The organism is Aequitasia blattaphilus, assembly GCF_024721305.1.
In the GTDB taxonomy this organism is placed as follows: Bacteria; Bacillota; Clostridia; order Lachnospirales; family Lachnospiraceae; genus Aequitasia; species Aequitasia blattaphila.
The window spans coordinates 68,689-91,411 of record NZ_JAMXOD010000006.1 but is presented as its reverse complement, the minus strand read 5'-3'; the positions used below and the strand labels follow the sequence as shown (position 1 = coordinate 91,411).

At 39.6% G+C, this 22,723-nt stretch carries 23 protein-coding genes; 2 read left to right on the top strand and 21 right to left on the bottom strand.

The window, feature by feature from the left end; translation table 11 throughout:
- Positions 1 to 2: 2 nt before the first annotated feature.
- The 12 genes from pepI to NHH15_RS05865 all read right to left on the bottom strand — a co-directional run bounded on the left by pepI (position 3) and on the right by NHH15_RS05865 (position 10,241).
- Positions 3 to 887, bottom strand: coding sequence for a proline iminopeptidase (gene pepI / locus NHH15_RS05920; RefSeq protein ID WP_262065739.1), 885 nt, complete (start codon positions 885 to 887; stop codon positions 3 to 5).
- 54 nt (positions 888 to 941) lie between these two features.
- Complete coding sequence (locus NHH15_RS05915) at positions 942 to 2,252, bottom strand: sensor histidine kinase (protein WP_262065738.1); 1,311 nt, start codon at positions 2,250 to 2,252, stop codon at positions 942 to 944.
- Between the two features lie 10 nt (positions 2,253 to 2,262).
- Entirely contained in the window at positions 2,263 to 2,934 is a 672-nt protein-coding gene (locus NHH15_RS05910) for a winged helix-turn-helix domain-containing protein (RefSeq protein ID WP_262065794.1), read from the bottom strand.
- An 11-nt stretch (positions 2,935 to 2,945) separates the two neighbouring features.
- Positions 2,946 to 3,596, bottom strand: coding sequence for a phosphate signaling complex protein PhoU (gene phoU, locus NHH15_RS05905; RefSeq protein ID WP_262065737.1), 651 nt, complete (start codon positions 3,594 to 3,596; stop codon positions 2,946 to 2,948).
- A complete protein-coding gene (pstB, locus tag NHH15_RS05900; protein WP_262065736.1) occupies positions 3,596 to 4,342 on the bottom strand; it encodes a phosphate ABC transporter ATP-binding protein PstB in 747 nt (248 codons plus the stop codon). The genes phoU and pstB overlap by 1 nt, the downstream gene beginning before the upstream one ends.
- 1 nt (position 4,343) lies before the next feature.
- Positions 4,344 to 5,201, bottom strand: coding sequence for a phosphate ABC transporter permease PstA (gene pstA, locus NHH15_RS05895; RefSeq protein ID WP_262065735.1), 858 nt, complete (start codon positions 5,199 to 5,201; stop codon positions 4,344 to 4,346).
- Positions 5,194 to 6,054, bottom strand: coding sequence for a phosphate ABC transporter permease subunit PstC (pstC, locus tag NHH15_RS05890; protein WP_262065734.1), 861 nt, complete (start codon positions 6,052 to 6,054; stop codon positions 5,194 to 5,196). The genes pstA and pstC overlap by 8 nt, the downstream gene beginning before the upstream one ends.
- A complete protein-coding gene (locus NHH15_RS05885) occupies positions 6,054 to 6,923 on the bottom strand; it encodes a substrate-binding domain-containing protein (RefSeq protein ID WP_262065733.1) in 870 nt (289 codons plus the stop codon). The genes pstC and NHH15_RS05885 overlap by 1 nt, the downstream gene beginning before the upstream one ends.
- Before the next feature lie 91 nt (positions 6,924 to 7,014).
- Entirely contained in the window at positions 7,015 to 7,872 is an 858-nt protein-coding gene (locus tag NHH15_RS05880; RefSeq protein ID WP_416386574.1) for a substrate-binding domain-containing protein, read from the bottom strand.
- Between the two features lie 96 nt (positions 7,873 to 7,968).
- Positions 7,969 to 8,610 (bottom strand): GTP pyrophosphokinase, encoded by a 642-nt coding sequence (locus NHH15_RS05875; RefSeq protein WP_262065731.1) that lies wholly within the window; start codon positions 8,608 to 8,610, stop codon positions 7,969 to 7,971.
- Between the two features lie 11 nt (positions 8,611 to 8,621).
- The gene (locus NHH15_RS05870; protein WP_262065730.1) at positions 8,622 to 9,146 is read right to left on the bottom strand and encodes a cob(I)yrinic acid a,c-diamide adenosyltransferase; all 525 of its coding nucleotides are present in this window, start codon (positions 9,144 to 9,146) and stop codon (positions 8,622 to 8,624) included.
- A gap of 12 nt (positions 9,147 to 9,158) precedes the next feature.
- Positions 9,159 to 10,241 carry a PTS sugar transporter subunit IIC gene (locus NHH15_RS05865; RefSeq protein ID WP_262065729.1) on the bottom strand — a complete coding sequence of 361 codons (1,083 nt, stop codon included), beginning with the start codon at positions 10,239 to 10,241 and terminating at the stop codon, positions 9,159 to 9,161.
- 355 nt (positions 10,242 to 10,596) lie between these two features.
- Here NHH15_RS05865 and NHH15_RS05860 point away from each other — a divergent pair, with 355 nt between their 5' ends.
- On the top strand, positions 10,597 to 10,860 hold the full coding sequence (locus NHH15_RS05860) for a hypothetical protein (RefSeq protein ID WP_262065728.1): 264 nt from the start codon (positions 10,597 to 10,599) through the stop codon (positions 10,858 to 10,860).
- Positions 10,861 to 10,911: 51 nt separating this feature from the next.
- Here the strand turns inward: NHH15_RS05860 and NHH15_RS05855 are convergent, their stop codons facing one another.
- The 9 genes from NHH15_RS05855 to NHH15_RS05815 form a co-directional block, all read right to left on the bottom strand.
- Positions 10,912 to 11,805, bottom strand: coding sequence for a ribokinase (locus NHH15_RS05855; RefSeq protein ID WP_262065727.1), 894 nt, complete (start codon positions 11,803 to 11,805; stop codon positions 10,912 to 10,914).
- Positions 11,802 to 12,920: a M20 family metallopeptidase gene (locus NHH15_RS05850; protein WP_262065726.1), complete on the bottom strand. Its 1,119-nt coding sequence runs from the start codon at positions 12,918 to 12,920 to the stop codon at positions 11,802 to 11,804. The genes NHH15_RS05855 and NHH15_RS05850 overlap by 4 nt, the downstream gene beginning before the upstream one ends.
- Positions 12,902 to 13,642 (bottom strand): glutamine amidotransferase, encoded by a 741-nt coding sequence (locus NHH15_RS05845; RefSeq protein WP_262065725.1) that lies wholly within the window; start codon positions 13,640 to 13,642, stop codon positions 12,902 to 12,904. Before NHH15_RS05845 ends, NHH15_RS05850 begins: the two co-directional genes overlap by 19 nt.
- Position 13,643: 1 nt before the next feature.
- Complete coding sequence (locus NHH15_RS05840) at positions 13,644 to 14,921, bottom strand: M20 family metallopeptidase (protein WP_262065724.1); 1,278 nt, start codon at positions 14,919 to 14,921, stop codon at positions 13,644 to 13,646.
- A gap of 17 nt (positions 14,922 to 14,938) precedes the next feature.
- Positions 14,939 to 15,868 (bottom strand): nucleoside hydrolase, encoded by a 930-nt coding sequence (locus tag NHH15_RS05835; RefSeq protein ID WP_262065723.1) that lies wholly within the window; start codon positions 15,866 to 15,868, stop codon positions 14,939 to 14,941.
- A gap of 12 nt (positions 15,869 to 15,880) precedes the next feature.
- A complete protein-coding gene (locus tag NHH15_RS05830; protein WP_262065722.1) occupies positions 15,881 to 16,852 on the bottom strand; it encodes an ABC transporter permease in 972 nt (323 codons plus the stop codon).
- Positions 16,849 to 17,898 carry an ABC transporter permease gene (locus tag NHH15_RS05825; RefSeq protein WP_262065721.1) on the bottom strand — a complete coding sequence of 350 codons (1,050 nt, stop codon included), beginning with the start codon at positions 17,896 to 17,898 and terminating at the stop codon, positions 16,849 to 16,851. The genes NHH15_RS05830 and NHH15_RS05825 overlap by 4 nt, the downstream gene beginning before the upstream one ends.
- Positions 17,895 to 19,409 carry an ABC transporter ATP-binding protein gene (locus NHH15_RS05820; RefSeq protein ID WP_262065720.1) on the bottom strand — a complete coding sequence of 505 codons (1,515 nt, stop codon included), beginning with the start codon at positions 19,407 to 19,409 and terminating at the stop codon, positions 17,895 to 17,897. The genes NHH15_RS05825 and NHH15_RS05820 overlap by 4 nt, the downstream gene beginning before the upstream one ends.
- Before the next feature lie 75 nt (positions 19,410 to 19,484).
- On the bottom strand, positions 19,485 to 20,561 hold the full coding sequence (locus NHH15_RS05815) for a BMP family lipoprotein (protein ID WP_262065719.1): 1,077 nt from the start codon (positions 20,559 to 20,561) through the stop codon (positions 19,485 to 19,487).
- Between the two features lie 242 nt (positions 20,562 to 20,803).
- Between NHH15_RS05815 and NHH15_RS05810 the strand changes: the two genes are divergently transcribed.
- A complete protein-coding gene (locus NHH15_RS05810) occupies positions 20,804 to 22,702 on the top strand; it encodes a PfkB family carbohydrate kinase (RefSeq protein WP_262065718.1) in 1,899 nt (632 codons plus the stop codon).
- The last annotated feature ends 21 nt before the right edge of the window (positions 22,703 to 22,723 follow it).

The window sequence follows — 22,723 nt, the reverse complement described above, 5'->3', positions numbered from 1 at the left end:
CTCTAATCTCTTGGGTTCAGCCACTCCTTCATTCGTTCCACATATTTTTCATTATCTTCGACAAAACACATATGCCGGCAAGTTCTAAACAGTTCCCACTCGCTGTTTGGAATACGATCATACATATACTTTGCAATATAAGGTGTACACAAATCATTTCCGCCATTAATTACCAACGCTGGCTCCTTAATATCCTTTAGCTGCTCTGTTACATCATAATCCTTTAAAGTTCCCTGTGGGGTATATTCATTTGGTCCCCAGCCTACCACGTAACTTTCCACGCCCTTTTTCACTGGACGTCTAAGGGGCTCTGGAGATTCTTCTGTCACAGCACCCGCTGCATGTCGCAGCATATATTCTGCCTCAGCTTTTGCATACATGGGGTCATCATAATTTCCTGTAGAAGTCGCTTTTTCAATTGCTTCCTGCATTTCAATTGGCAGTTCCTTAATCATACGGTGCTGCTCAATTCCCCACATCCATGAAGCCGGTAAGGTACTGGATAAGATAATACTTTTGATTCCTTCTGGCTTATAATTACAGATATAATCCAAAAGAAGCATTCCTCCCCAGGATTGTCCTAATAAATGAATTTCTTTTAAATTCAGGTGATCACGCAATGCAATCAGCTCTTCAACCCATACTTTTGCATTCCATAAATCCTTACGATTCTCTACGTAGGAGTTCCCACAGCCGATTTGATCATACATAATCAGCGCTCTGCCATCTTCCTCTGCTAAACGATCTAAAACCTCAAAATAGTTATGAGTCGATCCCGGACCTCCATGCAGCAAAACCAATGGTGCTTTTCCGCTTTCTAAATCCCCAACGATACGGTAATACGTCTGATACCCTAAATAAGGCATATATCCTTCTGTAATGTTCATAGTGCTTTTCCTCCTGACATATTTTTAACTGGTTCTATTATAGTCAATCTACTGTCAAAATACAATCTCAACCTTGGTTCCCTGATCCTTCTCACTGTCAATTTGTATTTTAGCATCATGCAAGATTGCCCCATGTTTTACGATTGAAAGGCCTAATCCAGTTCCTTCTACTTCTTTGGAATGACTAACGTCTACTCGATAAAATCTCTCAAATACCCGATCCAGCTGATTCTTTGGTATTCCGATTCCTGTATCGGCTACTGAAATCTTTATTCCCTGTAAGGTTTTCCCTACCCAAACCGTTACCTCGCCATTTTCTTTATTATACTTAATGGCATTTTCACAAAGATTTTGCACCATTTCTTCGATTACCTTTTTTATCCCTGTAATCGTAACTGGCTCTCCTGTCATTTTTATATGGACTTTATACTTCGCAGCCATTGGTGAGAGGCGGTTTACTGTCATCAGAGTAAGCTCAAACAAGTCAATTTCTTCCTTCTCAACCTCAACTTCTTCATCCAATCTTGAGAGTTGGATTACATCTTCTATCAAGGAAATCATTCTCTTTGATTCTCCATAGATTCGATTGGAGAATTCTGCCATATCCTCTTTTTTCACCAATCCGTCCTTCATTAACTCTGCATAACCGGATATAGATGTTAATGGTGTCTTCAATTCATGGGAAACATTTGCTGTAAATTCTTTCCGCATTTTCCCAATCTTTTCTTTTTCTTTATTTAATTCATCTATGTTCACCAGGAGAGGTGTCAATTCCTCATACACCTGGTTCTTCATTGGATCTTCTAAGTCCATCTGGTTAAGAGGTGCAATAATCTTCTTCACCTGCCACTTTGATATTCTCCAGGATACCCCGCACATCACCAGCATAATCAACCCGATCCATGGCAAAATACGCAGGGAAATAACCAGTGCTGTATCGATGGATTTTGAAACACGGAATATTCTTCCATCCTCCATCTTCTTCGCAAAGTATACGGTATCTTTTCCTGTCGTCGCAGATTTTCTTACATCTTTTCCGCTTCCACTTTTTAATACCTCGATGACCTCTGGACGTCTTTTATGATTCTCTTCTTTTGCTCCTCCTACATAATCATAAAGAACATCACCTTGCTCATCAATTAAAGTTACTCTGGTAGACCGTCGTACTGCGTCCAAATCTTCCAGATAATCCTCTCCAGCTATGTTAACCGCTGCAATCATATAGTCTGCTTCACTTACCAGTTCATCCTCTACTAATCTTAAGGTTTGTCTGTACACGACTAAAATTGTAAGCAAATAAGATACAATTAATGCAGCCAATACAATTATGATTGTACTTCTGGATATTTTCTTCTGTAGTTTCATAGATTCTCTCCTAATCACTTATGCGATAACCCACCCCTCGCACGGTCTCTATTTTATCTGCATTTTTTCCAAGCTTTTGCCGCAATGTCCGCACATGGACATCTACCGTTCTGGTTTCACCATCAAAATCGTACCCCCAAATCTCTTCTAATAGCTGATCTCTGGTCAGCACTTGGTTTGGATGGGTCATAAGACGTTTTAAAAGCTCATATTCCTTAAAGGTAAGAGGGATACTTTCCCCTTCTGATTTCACTTCATGCTTTTTTTGATTCATGACCAAGGTGTCAAAAACGAGTGTTTCACTGCTTTTCTCCACTGGCGCACCTCTTCTTAAAACTGCCTTCACCCTGGAAACCAGCTCCATCATACCGAAAGGCTTGGCAATGTAGTCATCTGCCCCCAGATCCAGCCCCAATACCTTGTCATATTCTGTGCTTTTGGCCGTCAGCATAATAACCGGTATGTTTTTCGTATCTCGATTACTTTTTAGCTTCTTCAGAATGGATAACCCATCCTCCTTTGGGAGCATGATATCTAAGAGAATCAAATCCGGTTTCTCCTTTTTGATTCCATCATAAAAAGAAGCCCCTTCTCCAAACCCTTTTCCTTGAAAGCCCGTACTTTCTAAAGTGTATACCACTAATTCCCTAATATTATCATCATCTTCTACACAGTAAATCATGGTCATATAAACTAATTCCCTTCGATTCGAATTCCTGTAATGGAATATTCCACCCACTCCGCAATGTTTGTTGCATGATCCCCGATTCGTTCTAAATACTTCGCCACCATGATTAAATCCATGGCTCGCTCTCCATGCTTCCCTTTATCTTTTGCAATATACTCTACTAGTTCTTTTTTATTTTCCACAAACATACGGTCCACCTCATCATCTGCCTCAATGACCTTACGAGTTAAAGATAAATCTTGGTTTACATATGCCCTGACACTATCCTTTACCATTTTTCCTGCTGCTTCTGCCATCTGAGTCAATTCCACCAATTCCATGGATTCCGTTATGTTCTCTGAAATAACAATTTCTGCTATATCCGAGGTTTGATCTCCGATTCGCTCCATATCTGTAATCATCTTTAAAGCTGCCGATACCTGACGTAAATCTCTTGCCACAGGCTGTTGCTCCAAAAGCATCTTCATACAAAGACTTTCAATATCTTTTTCAATCTGATCGATTTTCATATCTGCCTTTTGCACCTTCTTTGCCTGAGATACGTCACCATTTTTCAATGCCTTTGTAGCCTTATTAATCGCCACTTGACAAAGCTCTCCCATGTGGGTAAGAAGCTCATTCAATTCATCAAGCTGCATGTCTAATCTTCTTCTCATTATCCAAACCTCCCTGTGATGTAATCCTCCGTTCTTTGATCCGAAGGAATCGAGAATAACTTCTCAGTATCATTGTATTCTACTATTTCTCCCAACAAGAAAAATGCTGTATTATCAGAGATTCGAAGTGCCTGCTGCATATTGTGGGTTACCATGACAATAGTATAGTCTTTTTTAAGTTCCATCGCAAGGTCTTCAATCTTCGTGGTAGAAATGGGATCTAGTGCAGAAGTCGGCTCATCCATTAACAGAACCTCCGGCTGAACAGCCAAGGCTCTTGCAATGCAAAGTCTTTGCTGCTGCCCGCCTGACATCCCCAGTGCACTTTTCTTTAACCGATCCTTTGTATCTTCCCAAATCGCTGCATCCCGGAGAGATTTTTCCACAATATCATCCAGCATGGCCTTGGATTTAATCCCATGGGTTCTTGGACCGTATGCCACATTATCATAAATGCTCATTGGAAAGGGATTCGGCTTCTGAAATACCATACCTACCCTTTTTCGTAACAAGTTTACATCCAGATCCTTATAAATATTTTCTCCGTCCAGAAAGATATCTCCTTTAATGCGGCAATTTTCCACTAAATCATTCATCCTGTTTATGGATTTGAGAAGGGTTGATTTTCCACATCCCGAGGGACCGATAAATGCTGTTATTTTCTTTTCCTCGATTCCGATATTAATATCTTTCAGCGCATGGAAATCTCCATAATAAAGATTCATATCTTTTACTTCTATCTTCATCCTAGCTTCTCTCCTTTGTCAATTTCTTTGCAATAAATCCCGATAGGGTATTAATTCCCAGTACCAAGACAAGTAATACTACAGCCGTTGCATAAGCCTGATCCATGTACAGTCCTTCACTGGATAAGTTATACATATGTACCGCCAAGGTTCTTCCGGACTCCATTACTCCCTTCGGAATTTTCGTTACCGTTCCTGCAGTATATATTAGTGCCGCTGTCTCTCCTACAATTCTTCCTACAGCCAATATAATTCCGGCCAAAATACCGGGAATTGCCGAGGGAAGTACAATGCGGAATACGGTACGAAGCTTTCCTGCTCCCAATCCAAAGCTTCCTTCCCGAAAGGAATCCGGCACTGATTTCAATGCTTCTTCTGTCGTTTTCATAATCAGAGGAAGGATCATGATAGCAAGTGTAAATGCTCCTGCAAGAATAGAAAATCCCCACTGCAGTTTTGTGACGAAGAAAAGCATTCCAAAAAGACCATAGATAATGGAAGGAATTCCTGTCAGAGTTTCCGTTGTAATTCTTATAATACTCACAAACTTGTTTTTCTTGCTGGCATATTCTATCAAGTAAATTGCCGAAAAAATACCAAAGGGAACGGCAATCAGTAAGGAAAGAAGTGTCATAATAATGGTATTAATCAGTGCCGGCATAAGAGATACGTTTTCTGATGTGTAAGTAAAAGAAAACAAGGAAGGCTTTAAATGGGGAATTCCCTTCGCAAGAATATAAATCACCAGAAAAAACAGTACCAAAAAGGTAATTAAAGATGCAAACATGACCAAAAGCATTACAACCAGTGATCCAGGATGCTTTTTATAGGCTGAGAGTTTTTGTTTTAAATTATCCATTCTGTCCCCTCCTGTTTAATAAAGAAACACTTACATTAATTGCCAGAATAAATACGAAGAGTACCACCCCTGTTGCAATTAAAGCTTCCCGGTGTAAATCTGTTGCATATCCCATTTCTAATACGATATTCGCCGTCAAAGTTCGAATTCCTCTAAAGATTCCATTGGGCAGTCTGGCCTGGTTTCCTGCCACCATGATAACTGCCATGGTTTCTCCTATGGCTCGCCCGATTCCAAGAACTACTCCTGCTACAACCCCTGATTTTGCCGCTGGAAGCACCACCTTAAACACAGCTCCCTCATGGGTAGCTCCTAGTGCCAGTGCACCTTCATAATACGCAGCTGGAACTGCTCTTATGGCGGACTCGGTTACGCCGATAATTGTGGGCAGTATCATCATTCCCAAAAGTAGCGAGGCAGTAAAAATACTGCTCCCATTTCCGCCAAGCCCTAAGCTTCTTCCCACATTTCTCACAAATGGAACTAATACAACCAACCCAAAGAAACCATAAACTACGGAAGGAATTCCAGACAGTAATTCAATTGCTGTCTTTAATGGTCTGTAAATCGTCTTTGGACAGTACTTTGCCATAAAAACAGATGTTAAGATTCCAATAGGGACTCCAAAAATAATTGCACCCGCCGTTACGTATAAGCTTCCTACAATCATAGGAAGAATTCCAAATTCGTCATTGTTCGGCCGCCAGATTTTACCGCCGAGAAATTTACCTACCCCTATCTTTGCCATCCCAGGTATTCCATTTACCAATAGAAAATAGCAAATCAGCCCAACTGCTAAAATAGATGCACAAGCAGCAAAGAGGAATACACCCTTCATTATTTTTTCTTTCATTACTTCATCACCTCATCCCAGGTTAAATCATTTCCTAAATAGACTTCTCTTATCGCATCACTGCTTAACCCGTCAATATCATTGAGCTGGTTTACGATAATTGCAATTCCATCGATTGCCATTACTTGTGGCACCAATCCCTGCTTTTTTTCGCTGTCTTTTACTTCTCTGGAAAGCATCCCTATATCATAGCCACCTTCTGTTACCGCTGTGGCTCCTGTGGTGGAGTCGGTTGCCTGCAGCTCGACTTGTGCTCCCTTGTTAACCCTTTGGTATGCTTCTATCATTTTTTCCATAACAGGTGCTACGGAAGAAGATCCTCCTACCACGACTTTCCCTTTTACAGTTTGTGGCTTGTAGGGCACGGTATCTTTTAATGGGATATATCCTGCTTCCCCTACTACCTTCTGACCTTGCTCACTTAAAACAAAGCGGATAAAATCCTCTCTTGCCGGATTCTCTGTTCCCTCTTTCGTAACAATATTAAAGGGTCTCGAGATTTTATAATCTCCACTTACTATATTTGCTTCACTTATAGGAACCCCATCTACTTCCAAAGCTTTTACCTGACTATTCATTGAACCCAGGGAAATATATCCGATTGCATATTCATCCTCAGCAACCGTCGTCATCGTAACCGCCGTGCTATTCGTAATCTGTGCTTCTAAAGTAATCATATCAATATCCTTATTCTTCTTTTTCTGCACTACATTAAGGAGCTCTACAAAAGCCCCTCTTGTACCAGATCCTTCCTCTCTTGAAACAATTGTAATATCGTTGGAGGAATCAAATTTTTCACTTTGTCCACAACCGCTCAAAAAAACAAGAGCAATCAACAGGGATATAATCAAATACGTCTTTCTCTTCATTACATTCTCCTAATCTAAGCTTCCTTGATTAGGTTCAGTATATTAAATCCGTGTAAAGCTCTTGTCTTTATTATGTTAAATCTATGTAAAATTATTCTTGTCCTACCGAATCCCAGGATGTAATTTCCCCGGTATAGATTCCTTTGATTTCATCCTTTGTCAATCCGTCTATCTGACTGGCTTGATTCACAATTACTGCGATTCCATCTGTGGCAATTACGATTGGATCAGCTCCTTCTAATGCTTCCTCTTCTTTCACTTCTCTTGAAGCCATTCCCAAATCATAAGTTCCTTCTATTACATTGGTAACACCAGTTGTAGAATCTGAGGTCTGAAGCTCAAGTGTTGCTTCTGGGTTTACCTTACTATATGCTTCTACCAATTTTTCCATTAAAGGAGATACAGAAGAAGATCCTCCTACAATAGCTTTTCCTTTTGGTGCTGCTGTTGTAAATTCCTGAACATCATCAATTGAAATATATCCATTTTCCTGAACGACTTTCTGTCCTTCTTCGCTTAAAATGAATCCCACAAAATCATCAATAATCTCATTTTCTTCCCCTTCTTTTCGAACAACGTTAAACGGTCTCTTTACTCCATAGCTTCCATTTTTGATATTCTCTTCGTTGGCTGTCACCCCATCCACATCAATTGCTTTTACAGTATCGTTTAAAGAGCCTAGTGATATGTATCCAATTGCACTTTCATCTTCTGCAACAGTTGTCATCATTACAGATGTAGAGTTTGTGATTTGTGCCTCTGTCGTCATTTCCTCTTCTTCTATTCCAATTAATTCTACAAAAGCTCCTCTCGTTCCCGATCCATCTTCTCTTGAAATAATCGTAATTCCTTCTGAAGCTTTTGCTTGCTTGCCACATCCTGTTGCTCCAACTACCAACATTGATAACATTAGACATATCGTTACTATTCTTTTTTTCATCTTTTTCATTCTCCTTTTACTTTTCTTTACATGGTGTATCATAAGCTGGTTGTATTAAGTTTTCATGAGGAGAATGTAAAATTTAGGTCAAAAAAGGATGTGCAGCTATTGCACATCCTGTGTAAATCCCAGTATTTCATTATTTAATGATAACATCTTCTCATCCAAAGCCGATATCATCTCTGCACACTCTTTGAGTTCTTTGCTAATATGTGTCGGAGCGTGTCCTTCAAACTTATAGTAAATCTTATGCTCCAGACTTGCCCAAAAGTCCATTGCAATCGTACGAATCTGTATTTCCACCTTTGTATCTACCACACTGTCCGACAAAAAAATCGGCACTGCCACCAGCATATGATAGCTTTTGTATCCGCTTTCCTTAGGGCTCTTAATATAATCCTTAATCGAGATTACTTTCAAATCGCTCTGTTTTCCAATCATTTCGGCCAACCGGTAAATATCCGATGTAAAAGAACAAATCAAACGAACTCCCGCGATATCATTTACATATTTTACCATGTTTTCGATACTGGATTCATGCCCATATCTTCTTAGTTTATGAACAATGCTTTCTGCTGTCTTTATTCTGGTTTTAATATGTTCAATTGGATTATATTGATGCACGTATTGAAACTCATCATTTAAAATCTCAAGCTTTGTTCCCACTTCTTTCAACGCTGCATTATATAAAAACATAATTGTTTTCCAACTATCTACTGTTTCATATCCTCCATTTAGTTCCTCCATTTTGTCACCTCCTAATATTCAATACCCTCTCTCGCTGTAGTTCCCTCATCATAGGGATGCTTTATTTTTTTCATTTGCGTAACGTATTGGCCTCTTGCCTTCATCTCTTCCGTTATCACATGCCCCGTCAAAATGATTTCCAGACCTTGCGGCTTATGCTCCAAAAACCGAAAGACTTTTTCCTCACTTAGAAGATTTAAAGAAACTGCGTCCAAAATCTCATCCAAAATAAGCAAGTCAAATGAAGAACAAAATTTAACAATTTCATCCAAGGCCTTCGTATAATAACGACGAAGCTCTTTTTTCTCTTCCTGACTTAACTGCTTAAAGAATTTCACTCGATCCTTTCCTGGCAGACACGTAATCAAAGGTATCATCTCTAATACCCTTCTCTCACTGGAAGAATTATCCTTTAGAAATTGATAAAACAGCACCTTCATTCCACTTCCTGCCCCACGAATTGCTGCACCTACTGCTGCTGTCGTCTTTCCTTTTCCATCCCCATAGTAAACGTGTATTCTCCCTGTTCCTGCCATCGACTATTCCCCCTACAGATCTAGCTTCATGTCTCCATCTTTGATCCAACCTAATTTTCTCATACATTCAGAGAAAAATAAAGTAACAATTGCAGGAAGTACAAATAAAAGTACAACTATTTTAATTAAAACTACAATTGGGTCTTCACTTGTTATCATGGTCTGATATACCATAATCGGACCTACTAATCCTGCTGTTCCCATACCAGAACCTGTTGCATTACTCGTCATTTGAAAAAGCATGGTTCCCACAGGACCTAAAATTGCACTGGATAAAATAGCCGGAAGCCAAATTGTAGGCTTGCGGACAATGTTTGGAACCTGTAGCATAGATGTCCCGATTCCTTGGGCAAGAAGACCTCCCACCTTATTCTCTCTATAACTTGCAACAGCAAAACCAATCATATTACAGCAGCATCCTACTGTTGCTGCTCCTGCTGCAAGTCCGGACAAATTCAATATAATTCCAATTGCTGCCGAACTGATTGGAAGTGTTAAAACCATTCCCATCAATACGGATACAATAACACCCATTAAAAATGGCTGCTGCTCCGTTCCCCAGTTAATCAAGGAACCTAACCATATCATAAAGGAGGATATGCTTGGTCCTAGAAGTAGTCCAACAGCTCCACCTGAACCAATGGTTACAAGGGGAGTCACAATGATATCAACCTTTGTCTTCCCTGACACAAATCCACCTATAACAATGCCAATATATGCTGCAAGAAAGGCTCCCAGTGGTTCTCCTGGGCCAGAATATACAATTGCTCCTTCCACTAACAGACTTCCACTTAATATTCCAGAAGCAAAGGCTCCTATCATACCACAGGCTCCAGCTGATACCACTACCAAAGGAGACTTCTCAAATCTTGATGCTACAGCCACACCAATTCCCGCTCCTGTTAAAGAAGCCGCTACCTTTCCTAAAAGAAAGATTAAATCGCCCCATCTCCCTCCAATAAACAGCCCGATTTGCTGAATAATGGTACCAATAATAAGGGTTGCAAATAACCCCAGTGCCATGGCACTTAATCCATCTATAAATATCCTTGTAAAAATGTTTTTCGTATTCGTTTGACCTTTCCCTTGACTCATGATTTTCTCCGTTCCTTCTCTCTATTTCTACGTCCTCTGCATATTATCACATGGATGTATTGAATACAAGACTATTTAATTATAAAGCCCCTGTTTAAAAGAATAAAGTCCATTTTATATTCTTTTATATTATTTTAACTAATTCGTCATAAGTTGGACATATTTCCTTTCTATAATGAACTCAAGTAAATAAATAAAACATTTATTTACGAATTCCTTTTTATCCTTTAAATATTTATATTTTTTTCATTTCCTTTCCTAAAAGATGCGGCGCCGAGCCGCATCTTTTTTTTGGATGCATACTTCTTTTTTCTGTGGTATGATAGATTCACTATTTGATATTGGGAGGATATATATGTTTCGTTTATGGGCTAAGGAATTCAAGGACAATCGCATGGTAAAAGATATGGTAATCGAAGATGACAGCAAGGACACAAGGACTCATAAAGTCTTTAATGCTATTGAAAAAATAGCCTACGACTTCGACCTCAGCAAACCCATATGGCTGGATTCCACCATTGAAGAGTTTAAAAGACATGATAAGGCAAGATTTTATCAAGATAGCTTTATTGATTCTATTGATTTTGATTTTTTGGAAATACATGTCATTGAAGAATAAGAAGACCAGGGAAAATGTAATTTTATACATCTTAACCCTGGTCCTTGTTTTTTAAGAACGTATTACTTCATTATAAGTCGGTATGGAAGAGGATGCGCCTTTTCGTCCAACTGCAATTGCAGATGCCTTTGACGCGATATCCATAGCTTCTTTGACGGACTTATTCTGTATAACTGAGGCAATAAAATATCCTGTATAGGTATCCCCTGCCGCTGTTGTATCGACTGCCTTTACTTTATAACAGCTCTGATTTACCGTTTCTTCATTATCTAAATACCTCGATCCCAAGCTTCCCAGAGTAAGTACAATCTTCATATTTGGAAACTTCTCGTGAAGACTCACTAGAATTTCTCCTTCATTATAGTCTTCTGATGGAATATCAAGAAGCTGACACGCCTCCACCTCATTTAAAATAAGATAATCCACACAGGCAAGGGGAAAAGTAAACACCTTCTCATCCATTGGAGAAGGATTTAAAACAACCACCATTCCAACTTCCTTTGCTCTTTCTATAATATAGGACATCTCGTTTATTTCATTTTGCAGAACAATATAGTCTCCCTCTGCAAAATGGGAAAGAACTTCATCTACATATTCCTTTTTAATCTCTTGATTAGAACCACCATACAAAATAATACAATTATCACCTTCCTTATCATTTTGAATAATGGCATTACCGGATCGATATTCCTGACTCACATGAACATAGGATGTGTTTACACCCGCCTCTTCCAAAGTAGAAAGCAGAACTTTCCCGTCAGTACCTATACAGCCTGCCTGATAAACATTTGCTCCTGCTTTCGAAAAAGCAATCGCTTGATTCAAGCCTTTACCTCCACTAAATACTGAAAGCTCACTTGAGGATATCGTCTCTCCTTTTTGTACAAAATGATCCACACTGTACGTGTAGTCAATATTCAATGCTCCAAATACTAATATCTTCATTGTGTTTTTTCCTTTTCTTTTATTAAGAAGTTCTGCAGAATCATAATTGCTTTTTCATACTCATCCAGAGAAACACACTCATTTGGCTGATGGCAAAGCTTTGGGTCTCCTGGGCCAAAAAGCAGAACTTTTCTGTTCTCACCCTTTAAGATAGAACCGTCCGTAAAATAAGCGGTTCCTATATTATCACAGCTTACTTTACTTCCTTGTACTTCCTCTTTCAGACTTTTCAAAAACGTATTTCCCGGTTCAATTTCTACTGCTTCTCTACTGTTTATTATTTCAACTGTAATCTCTTTCTCATTTCCATATAGAGATGCTTCTTTCAAAACCATTTCTTCTGTCAGTCCTGGTACCATGCGAATATCCATTGTCATCTCACATAAATCCGGTGTAATATTTTGTGCAATTCCACCTGTAATCTCTGTGATTTGAGCTGTTGATTCTCCTGCTAAGGGATGAGAAAATCCTTTCACATACTCTGAAATACCAAAGGCAAATTTATATGCATCTTCAATTGCATTTCTTCCTTCTTTGGGATAAGCGCCGTGGCTTGCCTTTCCATGGAATGTACAAGACAACCACAAACAGCCTTTTTGTACAACCCCAACGTTTAGATTGGTCGGTTCTCCAATCAATATAATCTCAGCATTTGTAGGAATGATCTGCTCCTCAAGAAGCTTTGATGCTCCAGCTCCTCCCTTTTCCTCATCACAAGTTCCAATAAACAAAAGATCAAAGGCCGGTTCTTTCTCTAAATGTGTCAGAGCATAGGTAAGAGCCGCCAATCCACTTTGCATATCACAGGCTCCTCTGGCATATAGCTTTCCGTCTTTCAAAACCGGTGTTTGGGGATCTGTCTCCCAGCTTTTTAAATCTCCATAAGGAACTGTATCGATATGACCATTTAAAACCATCGTCTTACTGGAATCGCGCCCCTTTATTCTTGCCAGTACATTTCCTCTTTTTTCATCGATTATTTGAATTTTGGAATCAATTCCATGGTCTTTAAAATATTGCATCAAATATTCTGCTTTTTTTATTTCACCACCCTGCCCATTGACTGAGGGAATCTCCAACAGGTCCAGGAGTAATCTTATTCTTTCATTAACCATTTTGCAATATTTAAGAATAGTTTATTATAGTCTTCCCATTCGCAGAATTCCGGTGGTGCCCAGTGCGGTGCACAATCCGTTGTAAATGCTGCTGATCTGCCTTTACCATATTCACCGACTGCAATGAATGGATTTCCCTCTACCTCTGCAATGACTTCCCCATCTTCTTTTGGAAGTGTTCGGTTGTATCCCAGAATGCTTGGCCACTCTCCCAATCCATCCACAATCGCATGGGATTTCGTCGTAACCGGGGTGATTCCTTCACAGTGCTCCATTCTGTCATCTGTTGGAAGTACCTGTACCGGTAGTACTTCTTGAACCGCGGTATCCTGCCATTTTCCCTTTGCATCCACTCCTGAAAATGTCAGATATCCTCCAACCATAAATAAAGCTCCGCCTTCCAGCACGTAATCTCTGATCAGATTACATCTGTTTGGTCTTTTTATACTGCTTGTAAATGTTGCTCCCGGTAACAGCAGGGTATTTGCTCCGATATCCGATAGGATAATCATGTCATATTCTTTTAATTCTTCTATCGTAAAAGGAAATTCCTCTGTCGCAAGGTGATTGGGCAGAAATGTAAAATCATAGCCTCCCTCTTCATAAGCTCTCTTTATATATTTTTCTCCCGTTTCGTATACCGATGTATAAAATGAATCAAAGCCTTTTACGTGAGTGGTATAGCTCATCCATGATTCTCCGGCTAATAATATTTTTTTCATTCTAATTTTCCTCCTTATTTTGACACCATTCTAAAATGAGTTCTGCATAAATTAATATAGACTGTAGATAATCCCGTACTTCTATGGATTCATTCACCGCGTGACACGCTTCTAAGGTTCCCGGACCAAATTGAATCGTCGGCAGCTTCGCAATATTTCTCCAAAGCCTGGAATCACATCCACTGGGAGAGCCTACCATCTTTACTTGTTCTTCTTTCACTTCCTGATAAACCTTGTGAAAACTTTTTACGAAGGGATGATTCTTTTCCATCTCAAAACCATTTCCCTGTTGATACAAGGTAATCTTAGGCAGATGCTTTTCCATCCATTCGTCTGCTCTCGCTGTTCGATAGACCACATCTTCAAATTCTTTTACTACCTGCTCGTGGCTCATAAGCCCCGGTACGTAGTGAACACAAGTTTCAAATACACATTTTCCGGGGACTGTTGATCCTTCAGTGCCTCCTTTTAGTACACCAATATTTAAATTTGGCGCTGGTAACAGAGGGTGCTTATAAGTGAGAAGCCAGTGATGCTCCTTTTCATTTAATGCCTCTATCACCTTTAGTGCCTTATCAATTGCACTGACTCCATCATTCTTTGTTCCAGAGTGGCAAGCCTTCCCCTCAAACTCTACCCGGAAGAATACCCAGCCCATATGAGCAAGAATTAATTCTTCATTACTTGGCTCACAGTTTACAACTGCATCTGCTGTCATCCCACTCATTACAGCTTGGATTGAGCCATTGCCTCCACCCTCCTCATCGCATACAGAGGTAATGATTACTTCTCCCGGAAAGGATACCTTGGCATCCTTCAAAAGCTTTACTGCCATTAGTGAAGCCATAAGACCGCCTTTCATATCAGCGGCACCGCGTCCATAGATACGTCCGTCTTCCACCGTTCCTTTAAACGGAGGATAGTCCCACTCGTCTTCATTCGCAGGCATTACATCCATATGGCTGTTAAACAAAAGACTCTTTCCCGGTTTATTTCCTTTAAATCTTCCGTATACATTAAAGCGATTTGTAAGGTCATGTCCAACATTGCCTTCATTATGAAGAATCAGACTTTTTTTAATGTCCTCTTCCTTTAACGAATCACAGATAATCTCATCTGCTCCCATAGATTCCATTCGTTGAATCAAATATTCCTGTCCTTCTTTTTCCAGTCCGCCCTTTATCCCATGTCCAATATCGTGGGTATCAATCGAAAGAAGTTCCAGAAGTTCTTGAATATACTCCTCTTTATTTTGTTCTAATACCTCTTTTAAATTCATTCAAAACTCCCTTCACTTTAGTAGCGTTTAAGAGCATCCTCCACAATATCCCAGAACTTATCTGTATCGATATCAATTGCAATATCCGAATTATGATCTTTTTGCTGATAATCAAAGAAATCGCAATTCGTTCTTCCATAAGACTGTTCACTTCTTATTTCAATCTCCGAGTGCATCGGTTTTACAGTCAGAACAGTTGGATCAATCAAATAAGCAATTGTAATTGGATCGTGGAGTGGACCTCCATCCCATCCAAATACCTCTTTTTGAGATTTGTTAAAATGGCGCATAAGGTCAACAAATAACTTAGAAGCTTTTGTTCCGATTTTTTCCATGCGATCTACAATAGCCGGATAGCATAAAGCTTTTCTCGTCACATCGAGACCTACCATTGTAATTGGGAGTCCGCTATTAAAGCAAGCATATGCTGCCTCCCCGTCCGCAAATATATTAAATTCTGCAGCAGGGGTTACATTTCCGTTCTGGTAGCAGCCACCCATCAACACAATTTCCTTAATCTTTTCTTTAATCTTCGGCTCCATGCGCATTGCCATAGCAAGGTTTGTCATGGGTCCTGTTGTTACTATTGTTATTTTCTCATCCGACTCCATTAAAGCCCGAACTATGTAGTTAACCGCATGTTCTTCTTCCCGCTCTTTTTTTAGGGGTTCAAAAACCGGTCCATCAAGCCCTGATTCTCCGTGAATATCACCTGCAACCACCTGCTCTCTTACCATCGGCCCGCCACATCCTGCATATACCGGAATCTCAAGTTCTAACGCCTGACAAACATTCAAAGCATTTCGTACTGTATTATCTATGGTTTGATTTCCAGCCACTACCGTTATTCCAATTAACTCTAAAACATCATTCTTTGCCGCCAATAGAATGGCTACCGCATCATCATGTCCCGGATCACAATCCAAGATCATTTTTTGTTTTCCCATTTTCGTTCTCCTTTATCCTTGTGTTTTTAATTGTGCTTTCGGTGCAAGCAAGGAAGATTCCTTCCTTTTATTGTTTCTATATTTCACATACATTGAAATCGCCAATATAACAATTGTAACAATATAAGGCATCATCAGTACAAATTGGGATGGTATTCCATAAGCTTGTAATCTGGCTCCCACTGAATCTGCAAATCCAAAGAGCAAACAGCCAAGAGCCGTAAGAATTGGATTGGCGCCACCGAAATACATTGCTGCAACACCCATAAACCCACGATTATTTGTCATATTTTCCACAAACTGTGTACTGTATCCCAAAGAAAGATGTGCGCCTGCAAGTCCTCCCATAAGTCCCGACGCTATCATCGCTTGGTATTTAATCTGTGTTACCTTTATTCCTGCTGTCTGGGCTGCCATTGCAAACTGTCCTACTGCACGAAGACGAAGTCCCCAAACGGTTTTGTAGAATAGAAATTGTAATACTAAAATCAATACAATAGCTAACCATTCCGTAATACTCCAATTATTCAGCAATTGGTTTAATACAGGTATATCATCCATAAATGCAAAATGCACCTTTGGAATCGGAACAATCTTCGGATCTGAGAAAGTTCCATTGGTTTTAAAAATAACGTTTAGTAGCAGCTTCGTCACCGCCAAAGCCAACATATTAATTCCCATACCTATGGCACATATCTCTGCATTATATTTGATATGCCCCACCGCCATAATGGATGCTATGAAAGCCCCTGATATCATTGCCGCCAAAACTCCTATTACCCAATTTCCCGTCAGATAAGATACTCCAACCGCAGTGAAAGAACCTACCAGCATAATTCCTTCTGTTCCAATATTTAAAATATTCGCTTGTTGAGTAAGTGCTGCACAAAGAGCTGCAAATATAATGGGAGTGGCAGAACGAAACGTTGCATAAATTAGGGAAACATTAAATATTTTATCGACATTTTCAATTATCGCACTCATGCTTTTGCCTCTCCTTTCTCTTTCTTCACTTTTCTTTTGATCTTCTTTTTAAATTCGAACAACGTCTCCATCGTCGCTACTATAATGAAGATTGCTATGATTGTGTCTACAAGCGCCTTTGGAACTCCTGTACTTTGCTGCATTCCCATTGCACCGGCCTTTAATATAGAAAGGAAGAATGCCAAAAATGGTGTGAGAACTACATTTGATCTGGCAATTAAGGCTGCCAGCATACCATTTGATCCCAATCCAACTGCAAAGTTATTCAGAAAATATCCATGCACTCCTAACACCTCGATACATCCTGCGATTCCACCTATCGCACCGGATAGAATCATGGAATTAATGAATACTTTCTTCGAATTAATTCCAATGCAATCTGCAAACGCCGGGTTCGTTCCTACTACACGTATCTTGTAACCAAATTTAGTTTTATAAAGCATAATTGCCACTAGTACAACTATAACAATGGCAATGAACACACCTACATTCGCACTACTTGGCTTCATAAACTGAGGAAGATTTACTGCTACCGAATGAGACTGTGCATTTGCTGTCCCAGCACTCATCGGACCACTTACCAAATAGGACGTAATATAAACTGCTACGGTGTTCATTAAAATTGTCGTACACACCTCACTTACTCCATAATAAGCCTTTAGTACTGCCGGTATTGTCGCCCATGCTCCGGCAACCACCATCGCACCTAAGAAGCAAGTAATTAGTAGAATGGGCTTTGGTAGAAAGGTGAAATTAACCCCTATATAGGCCGCTGCGATTCCTCCCAGAAAAACCTCACCTTCCACTCCTACATTAAATGCTCCTGCCTGAGCAGCTACCGCAAAGGCAATGGAAGTCAAGAGCAGCGGGGTAAACGTCGCAACAGTATTTCCAAATCCAAATTTTCCTTTGAACGCTCCTTTAAATAATGCTTGGTATGCTTCAATCGGATTTTCTCCTATCATTAATATCAGAACCGCACCGATAACTAACGCAATCACTACAGTAAATAGAATTCTTTTTAACCCTGATGCTTTTATATTCATTCGTGTGTTCCTCCCATCATGAGCAGGCCTAAATTATTCTCATTCGCTTCATCCGCCGGCATCTCTCCAGTGATTTTCCCTTCATGAATAACAATAATTCGATCCGACAACGAGATGATTTCTTCCAATTCCGCCGATACTAAAAGCACCGCCGTCCCTTCTTTTTTTGCCTTTTCTAAAGAATTTCGTATTGATTCTATTGCACCAATGTCTACACCTCTTGTTGGCTGCGCTGCTATAAGAAGTTTGTTGTCCATGGATACCTCTCGCGCTACTACTACCTTTTGTGCATTTCCTCCTGATAAAGAGGAGGTAGGCAGATTATAATCGTCTGGACGGATATCAAAAGCTTCTACCTTTTCTTTCGCATTTTGCACAATTGCTTCCTGACGAATCATAAATCCCTTTGAATACGGTACGCGATCCATCTCAACAGCCGCAAGATTATCTGCAATACTCATTTCCCTGTTTAACCCTTGTGTATTTCGGTCCTCCGGAATCACAGAGAGTCCGCTTTTCCGAATCGCTCTTGTTTTCTTGTTCGCAATGTTTTTACCGGATAGCTTAATGCTTCCTTTTTCCACTTCCCGCAGGCCTATGATTGCTTCTACCAGTTCACTTTGTCCATTTCCATCGATGCCTGCAACTCCTACGATTTCACCCTCATTTACATGGAACGACATTCCTCTTATCTTTGAAGTCTCTTTCTGACTCGGAATCCATACATCTTCTACCTCTAATACTGTTTTCCCTGCTTTTGAATAGGTTTTGTCAATATTTAAAAATACTTCACGTCCAATCATAAGCTTTGTTAACTCTAATGGTGATGTATTGCCTTTTTCCACTGTATCTATGTATTGCCCTTGTCTCATAACAGAAATACGATCTGAAATATTCATTACCTCATTTAACTTATGAGAAATAAAGACAATGGTCTTATGGTCTTTTTTCAAATTCATTAATATCTTAAACAGATGCTGTGCTTCCTGAGGTGTTAGTACCGCCGTTGGTTCATCTAAAATAATGATTTCCGCACCTCTCATCAATGTTTTGATAATCTCAACTCTTTGCGCTTCACCAACAGAAATCTGATTCACTTTTTTCTCTAACTGAATATCCATATGGTATTGCTCAATATACTTCTTTACTTCTTTTTTTGCCGCATCGAAATCTATCTTCAAACCCTTTTGGGGTTCAAATCCCAATATGATATTTTCCAGAACGGTAAGCTCGCCTACCAGCATGAATTCTTGATGTACCATTCCAATTCCATGGTCAATCGCAATTTTAGGCGTCAGTTTGTCCGTATTGTTACCATTAATCAAAATTTCCCCTTCATCAATAGGATACATGCCAAACAGAAGCTTCATCATCGTTGACTTACCTGCTCCGTTTTCTCCAATCAGGGAATGGATTTCTCCCTTCTTAGCAGTAAAAAATCCATTTTTAACAGCTTTTACGCTGCCAAATGATTTCTGAATATCTTTCATTTCCACTACATATTCGCTCATTCTTTGTCCCTCTTTTTAAAGAAAGGGATGTTGCAGCTGCAACACTCCCTTTCAAATTCTTATTTAGAAAAGCAATTATTGTGCTTCCGGTCCAAACCCTTCATAATTTTCTACCACAATTTCACCCGCAATAATCTTTTCTGCCAACTCATCGCATTTATCCACGATATCCTGTGGGAATTTATCTCCTAAAGATTCCTTGATTACAGCGAAATCTGTCAGACTGACGCCACCTTCTTCTAATGACAGATACTGTGTTGTTCCACCAGCAAAAGTATCATTTACTACAGATTCGATAACAAGATAACATGCATTGTCTACTCGTTTTACCATTGATGTCAAGATAGATCCCGGTTGATCATTGTCCTGATTCAAATCCACTCCAATTGCATATTTTCCCGCTTCTTTTGCTGCCTCTAAGATTCCAGGACCCGTTCCGGATGCAACGTTCATTACGATATCAGCACCTTGTTCATACTGTGCTAGCGTCAGCTCTTTTCCTTTTAGTGGATCCGTCCATGTTCCTGCGAAAGCTTGTAAAATCTTAATATCAGGATCTATATACTTCGCACCTTGCTCATATCCGGTGTAAAAATCATGTAGTACAGGAATGTCCATTCCTCCAACCCATCCAATAATCTTCTCTTTGTTTACACCTTCAATATCCGTCTTTGTTGTAAACATTGCCGCTGCTGCTCCTGCTAAGAATGAACCTTGGTTCTGTGCAAAGCTTATAGACTGTACATTATCTAAGTCTACCGTTGTATCAATTACCGCAAACTTTGTTTCTGGGTAGTTTGGACCATGCTCCGTGATGTAATCAGCTATATTAGAAGAAGCTCCGATAATCAGATCATATCCTTCTTCACAAGCAGAAACCAAATTGGATTCCCACTCTTCTGCTGTCGCACCTTCCAAACTCTTTACTTCTACACCAAGCTCTTCGACTGCACGCTGTGCGCCTTCATTACATGAATCATTGTAGCTTTTGTCTCCCAAATTCCCCGTATAAACAATACACACCCGAATCTTATCTTTTCCTTTTTCATCCGATGATCCACCAGATGCCCCGCTGTCTGAATCCGATCCACCACATGCCACCAAAGAGAAACACATCACTGCTACCAGTAAAACACTTAATATCTTTTTCATTAATATCCTCCTTTTCTTAGGAAATCATTTTCCTAAACTGTTTTCGTAAACTTAGAATATCATTTTACTTCCTCAAATGTCAATTGTAAGTCTTGTACATATTTACCACTTTATATTGTGCACAACTCACAACGTTGTACAATATCCACTATAAAATGGTATCACTTTCTTTTTATCCACTTGACCGAAACGAATATTTAAGGTTAAAATATGAAATAGCTTACAAATGGGAGGCATAGATAATGACAATTAAAGATATCGCCCGGCTGGCAGGTGTCTCTATCTCTACGGTTTCAAAAGTCATGAACCAAAAGGACGAGAGCATCAGCGAGGCCACAAGAGAAAAAGTATTACAGATTATAAAAGAATATAATTATGCACCAAGGTATAATATTGCTTCTCAGAGTAACACAAAGACTTTTACCATAGGTTTGATTTTAAATAGTGCAACTAATGACAGCATCGTTTCCGGTGTTATTAATGTTGCGCAAAAAAATGGGTATTCCGTTATGCTCTATGAATCTTCTATGGATCAAACGCGTGAATTAAAGGCCATAACATCCGTTTGTCACCATCAGGTAGATGGACTCTTATGGGAGCCTATTTCCTCCGAAAGTATCCAGCATACATCTCTTCTTAAGGACAATAATATTCCATATTTCATACTAAATGCTTTTTTCTACGAAAAATCGATCAATCAAAACTTTGAGAAGGCAGGATTTTTGGCAGCGAAAACCTTATTCGAATACGAGCATACTGATATCGCCTTTCTGGGTAAAGAGAACTTTTGGGAAACCTGCTTCCTAGATGGATACAAAAGCTGTTTATATGAACAACAGATTCCATTTGATCAGGCAAATGTCTTTCATCATGTAGACGAAAGCTTAATACAACGAATTACCTCACGACGCATCAGTGCCATTGCGGTTTCCAATTACGACATGGCTTTGTCGCTCTACGAAAAACTAATTTCCCTGCATCTGAAAACTCCCGATGATGTTTCGATAATTTCCCTAAAGGAAGAATCCTTAAATCATATCCATCACCCATCCATAACTTCACTCTTGATTCCAAACCATGCCTTCGGTGAGAGTATTTGCGAGAAAATGATTTTTCATCTAGAGACCAAGAAGAAACCAAACTTAAATTTTTCAAAGGAATTCATCTTAGATACGGGAAGTACAATTGGAATCCCAAAAGAATTAAGTCCTGAGAAGATTTTGGTGATTGGAAGTGTAAATATTGATTACTACATGCGTGTAAAGGAATTGCCCAAGAGTGGGAAATCAACGATTGCCTCTTCACTTTATTCCTATCCCGGTGGAAAAGGAATCAACGAAGCAATCGGAGCCGCAAAATTAGGCGCCAGAGTTGCTTTAATCGGAACCGTTGGAAATGATCCGGAATCCGAAATCATCCTATCTTCGCTCAATGAACTCAGCATTAATTCCAGTGGAATCTGTCGAATTCCTAACGCGATTACTGGAAAAGCATACATTGTTTTAAGTGACTCCGGAGAATCTACAATTACTATTTTATCCGGTGCAACGGATAGTCTCAAAAGAGACTCCATCCAAAAGCTGGAGTCTCTCTTTGAAAATACTGCATACTGTCTTTTACAGACCGAAGTTCCTATGCCCGTCATTGAGTCTGGTGCCGCTCTTGCGAAAAAGCATGGTGCTACTACGATACTAAAGCCTGCCGCCTGCAATCATTTAAGTGACGAACTGTTGTCTACTATCGATATATTAATTCCGAATCTGGATGAAGCAAGTACCCTTTGCCCGGATTCCAATACCGTGGAAGAGAAAGCTTTATACTTTTTAGGGAAAGGTGTTTCTACAGTTATTATCACCCTTGGTTCAGAAGGGTCTTATCTGCGGACACAAACAGACTCCATGTACTTTCCTGCCTATGATTTTAAATCCATTGATAATACAGGCGCCGCTGATGCTTTTATCAGTGCTTTTGCTGTTTATCTACAAAAAGGAGTCTCTTTACCAAATGCTGTGAAGATTGCTTCTTATGCTGCCGGATTCTGCATTTCCCGGGAAGGTGTTGTTCCTTCTCTTGTTGACCTTAATACTTTAGAATCTTATATTAAGCAGAATGACCCTGCCCTTCTGCTAGAAGCGGATTAAGTTTCTTATAAGGTAAAAAAT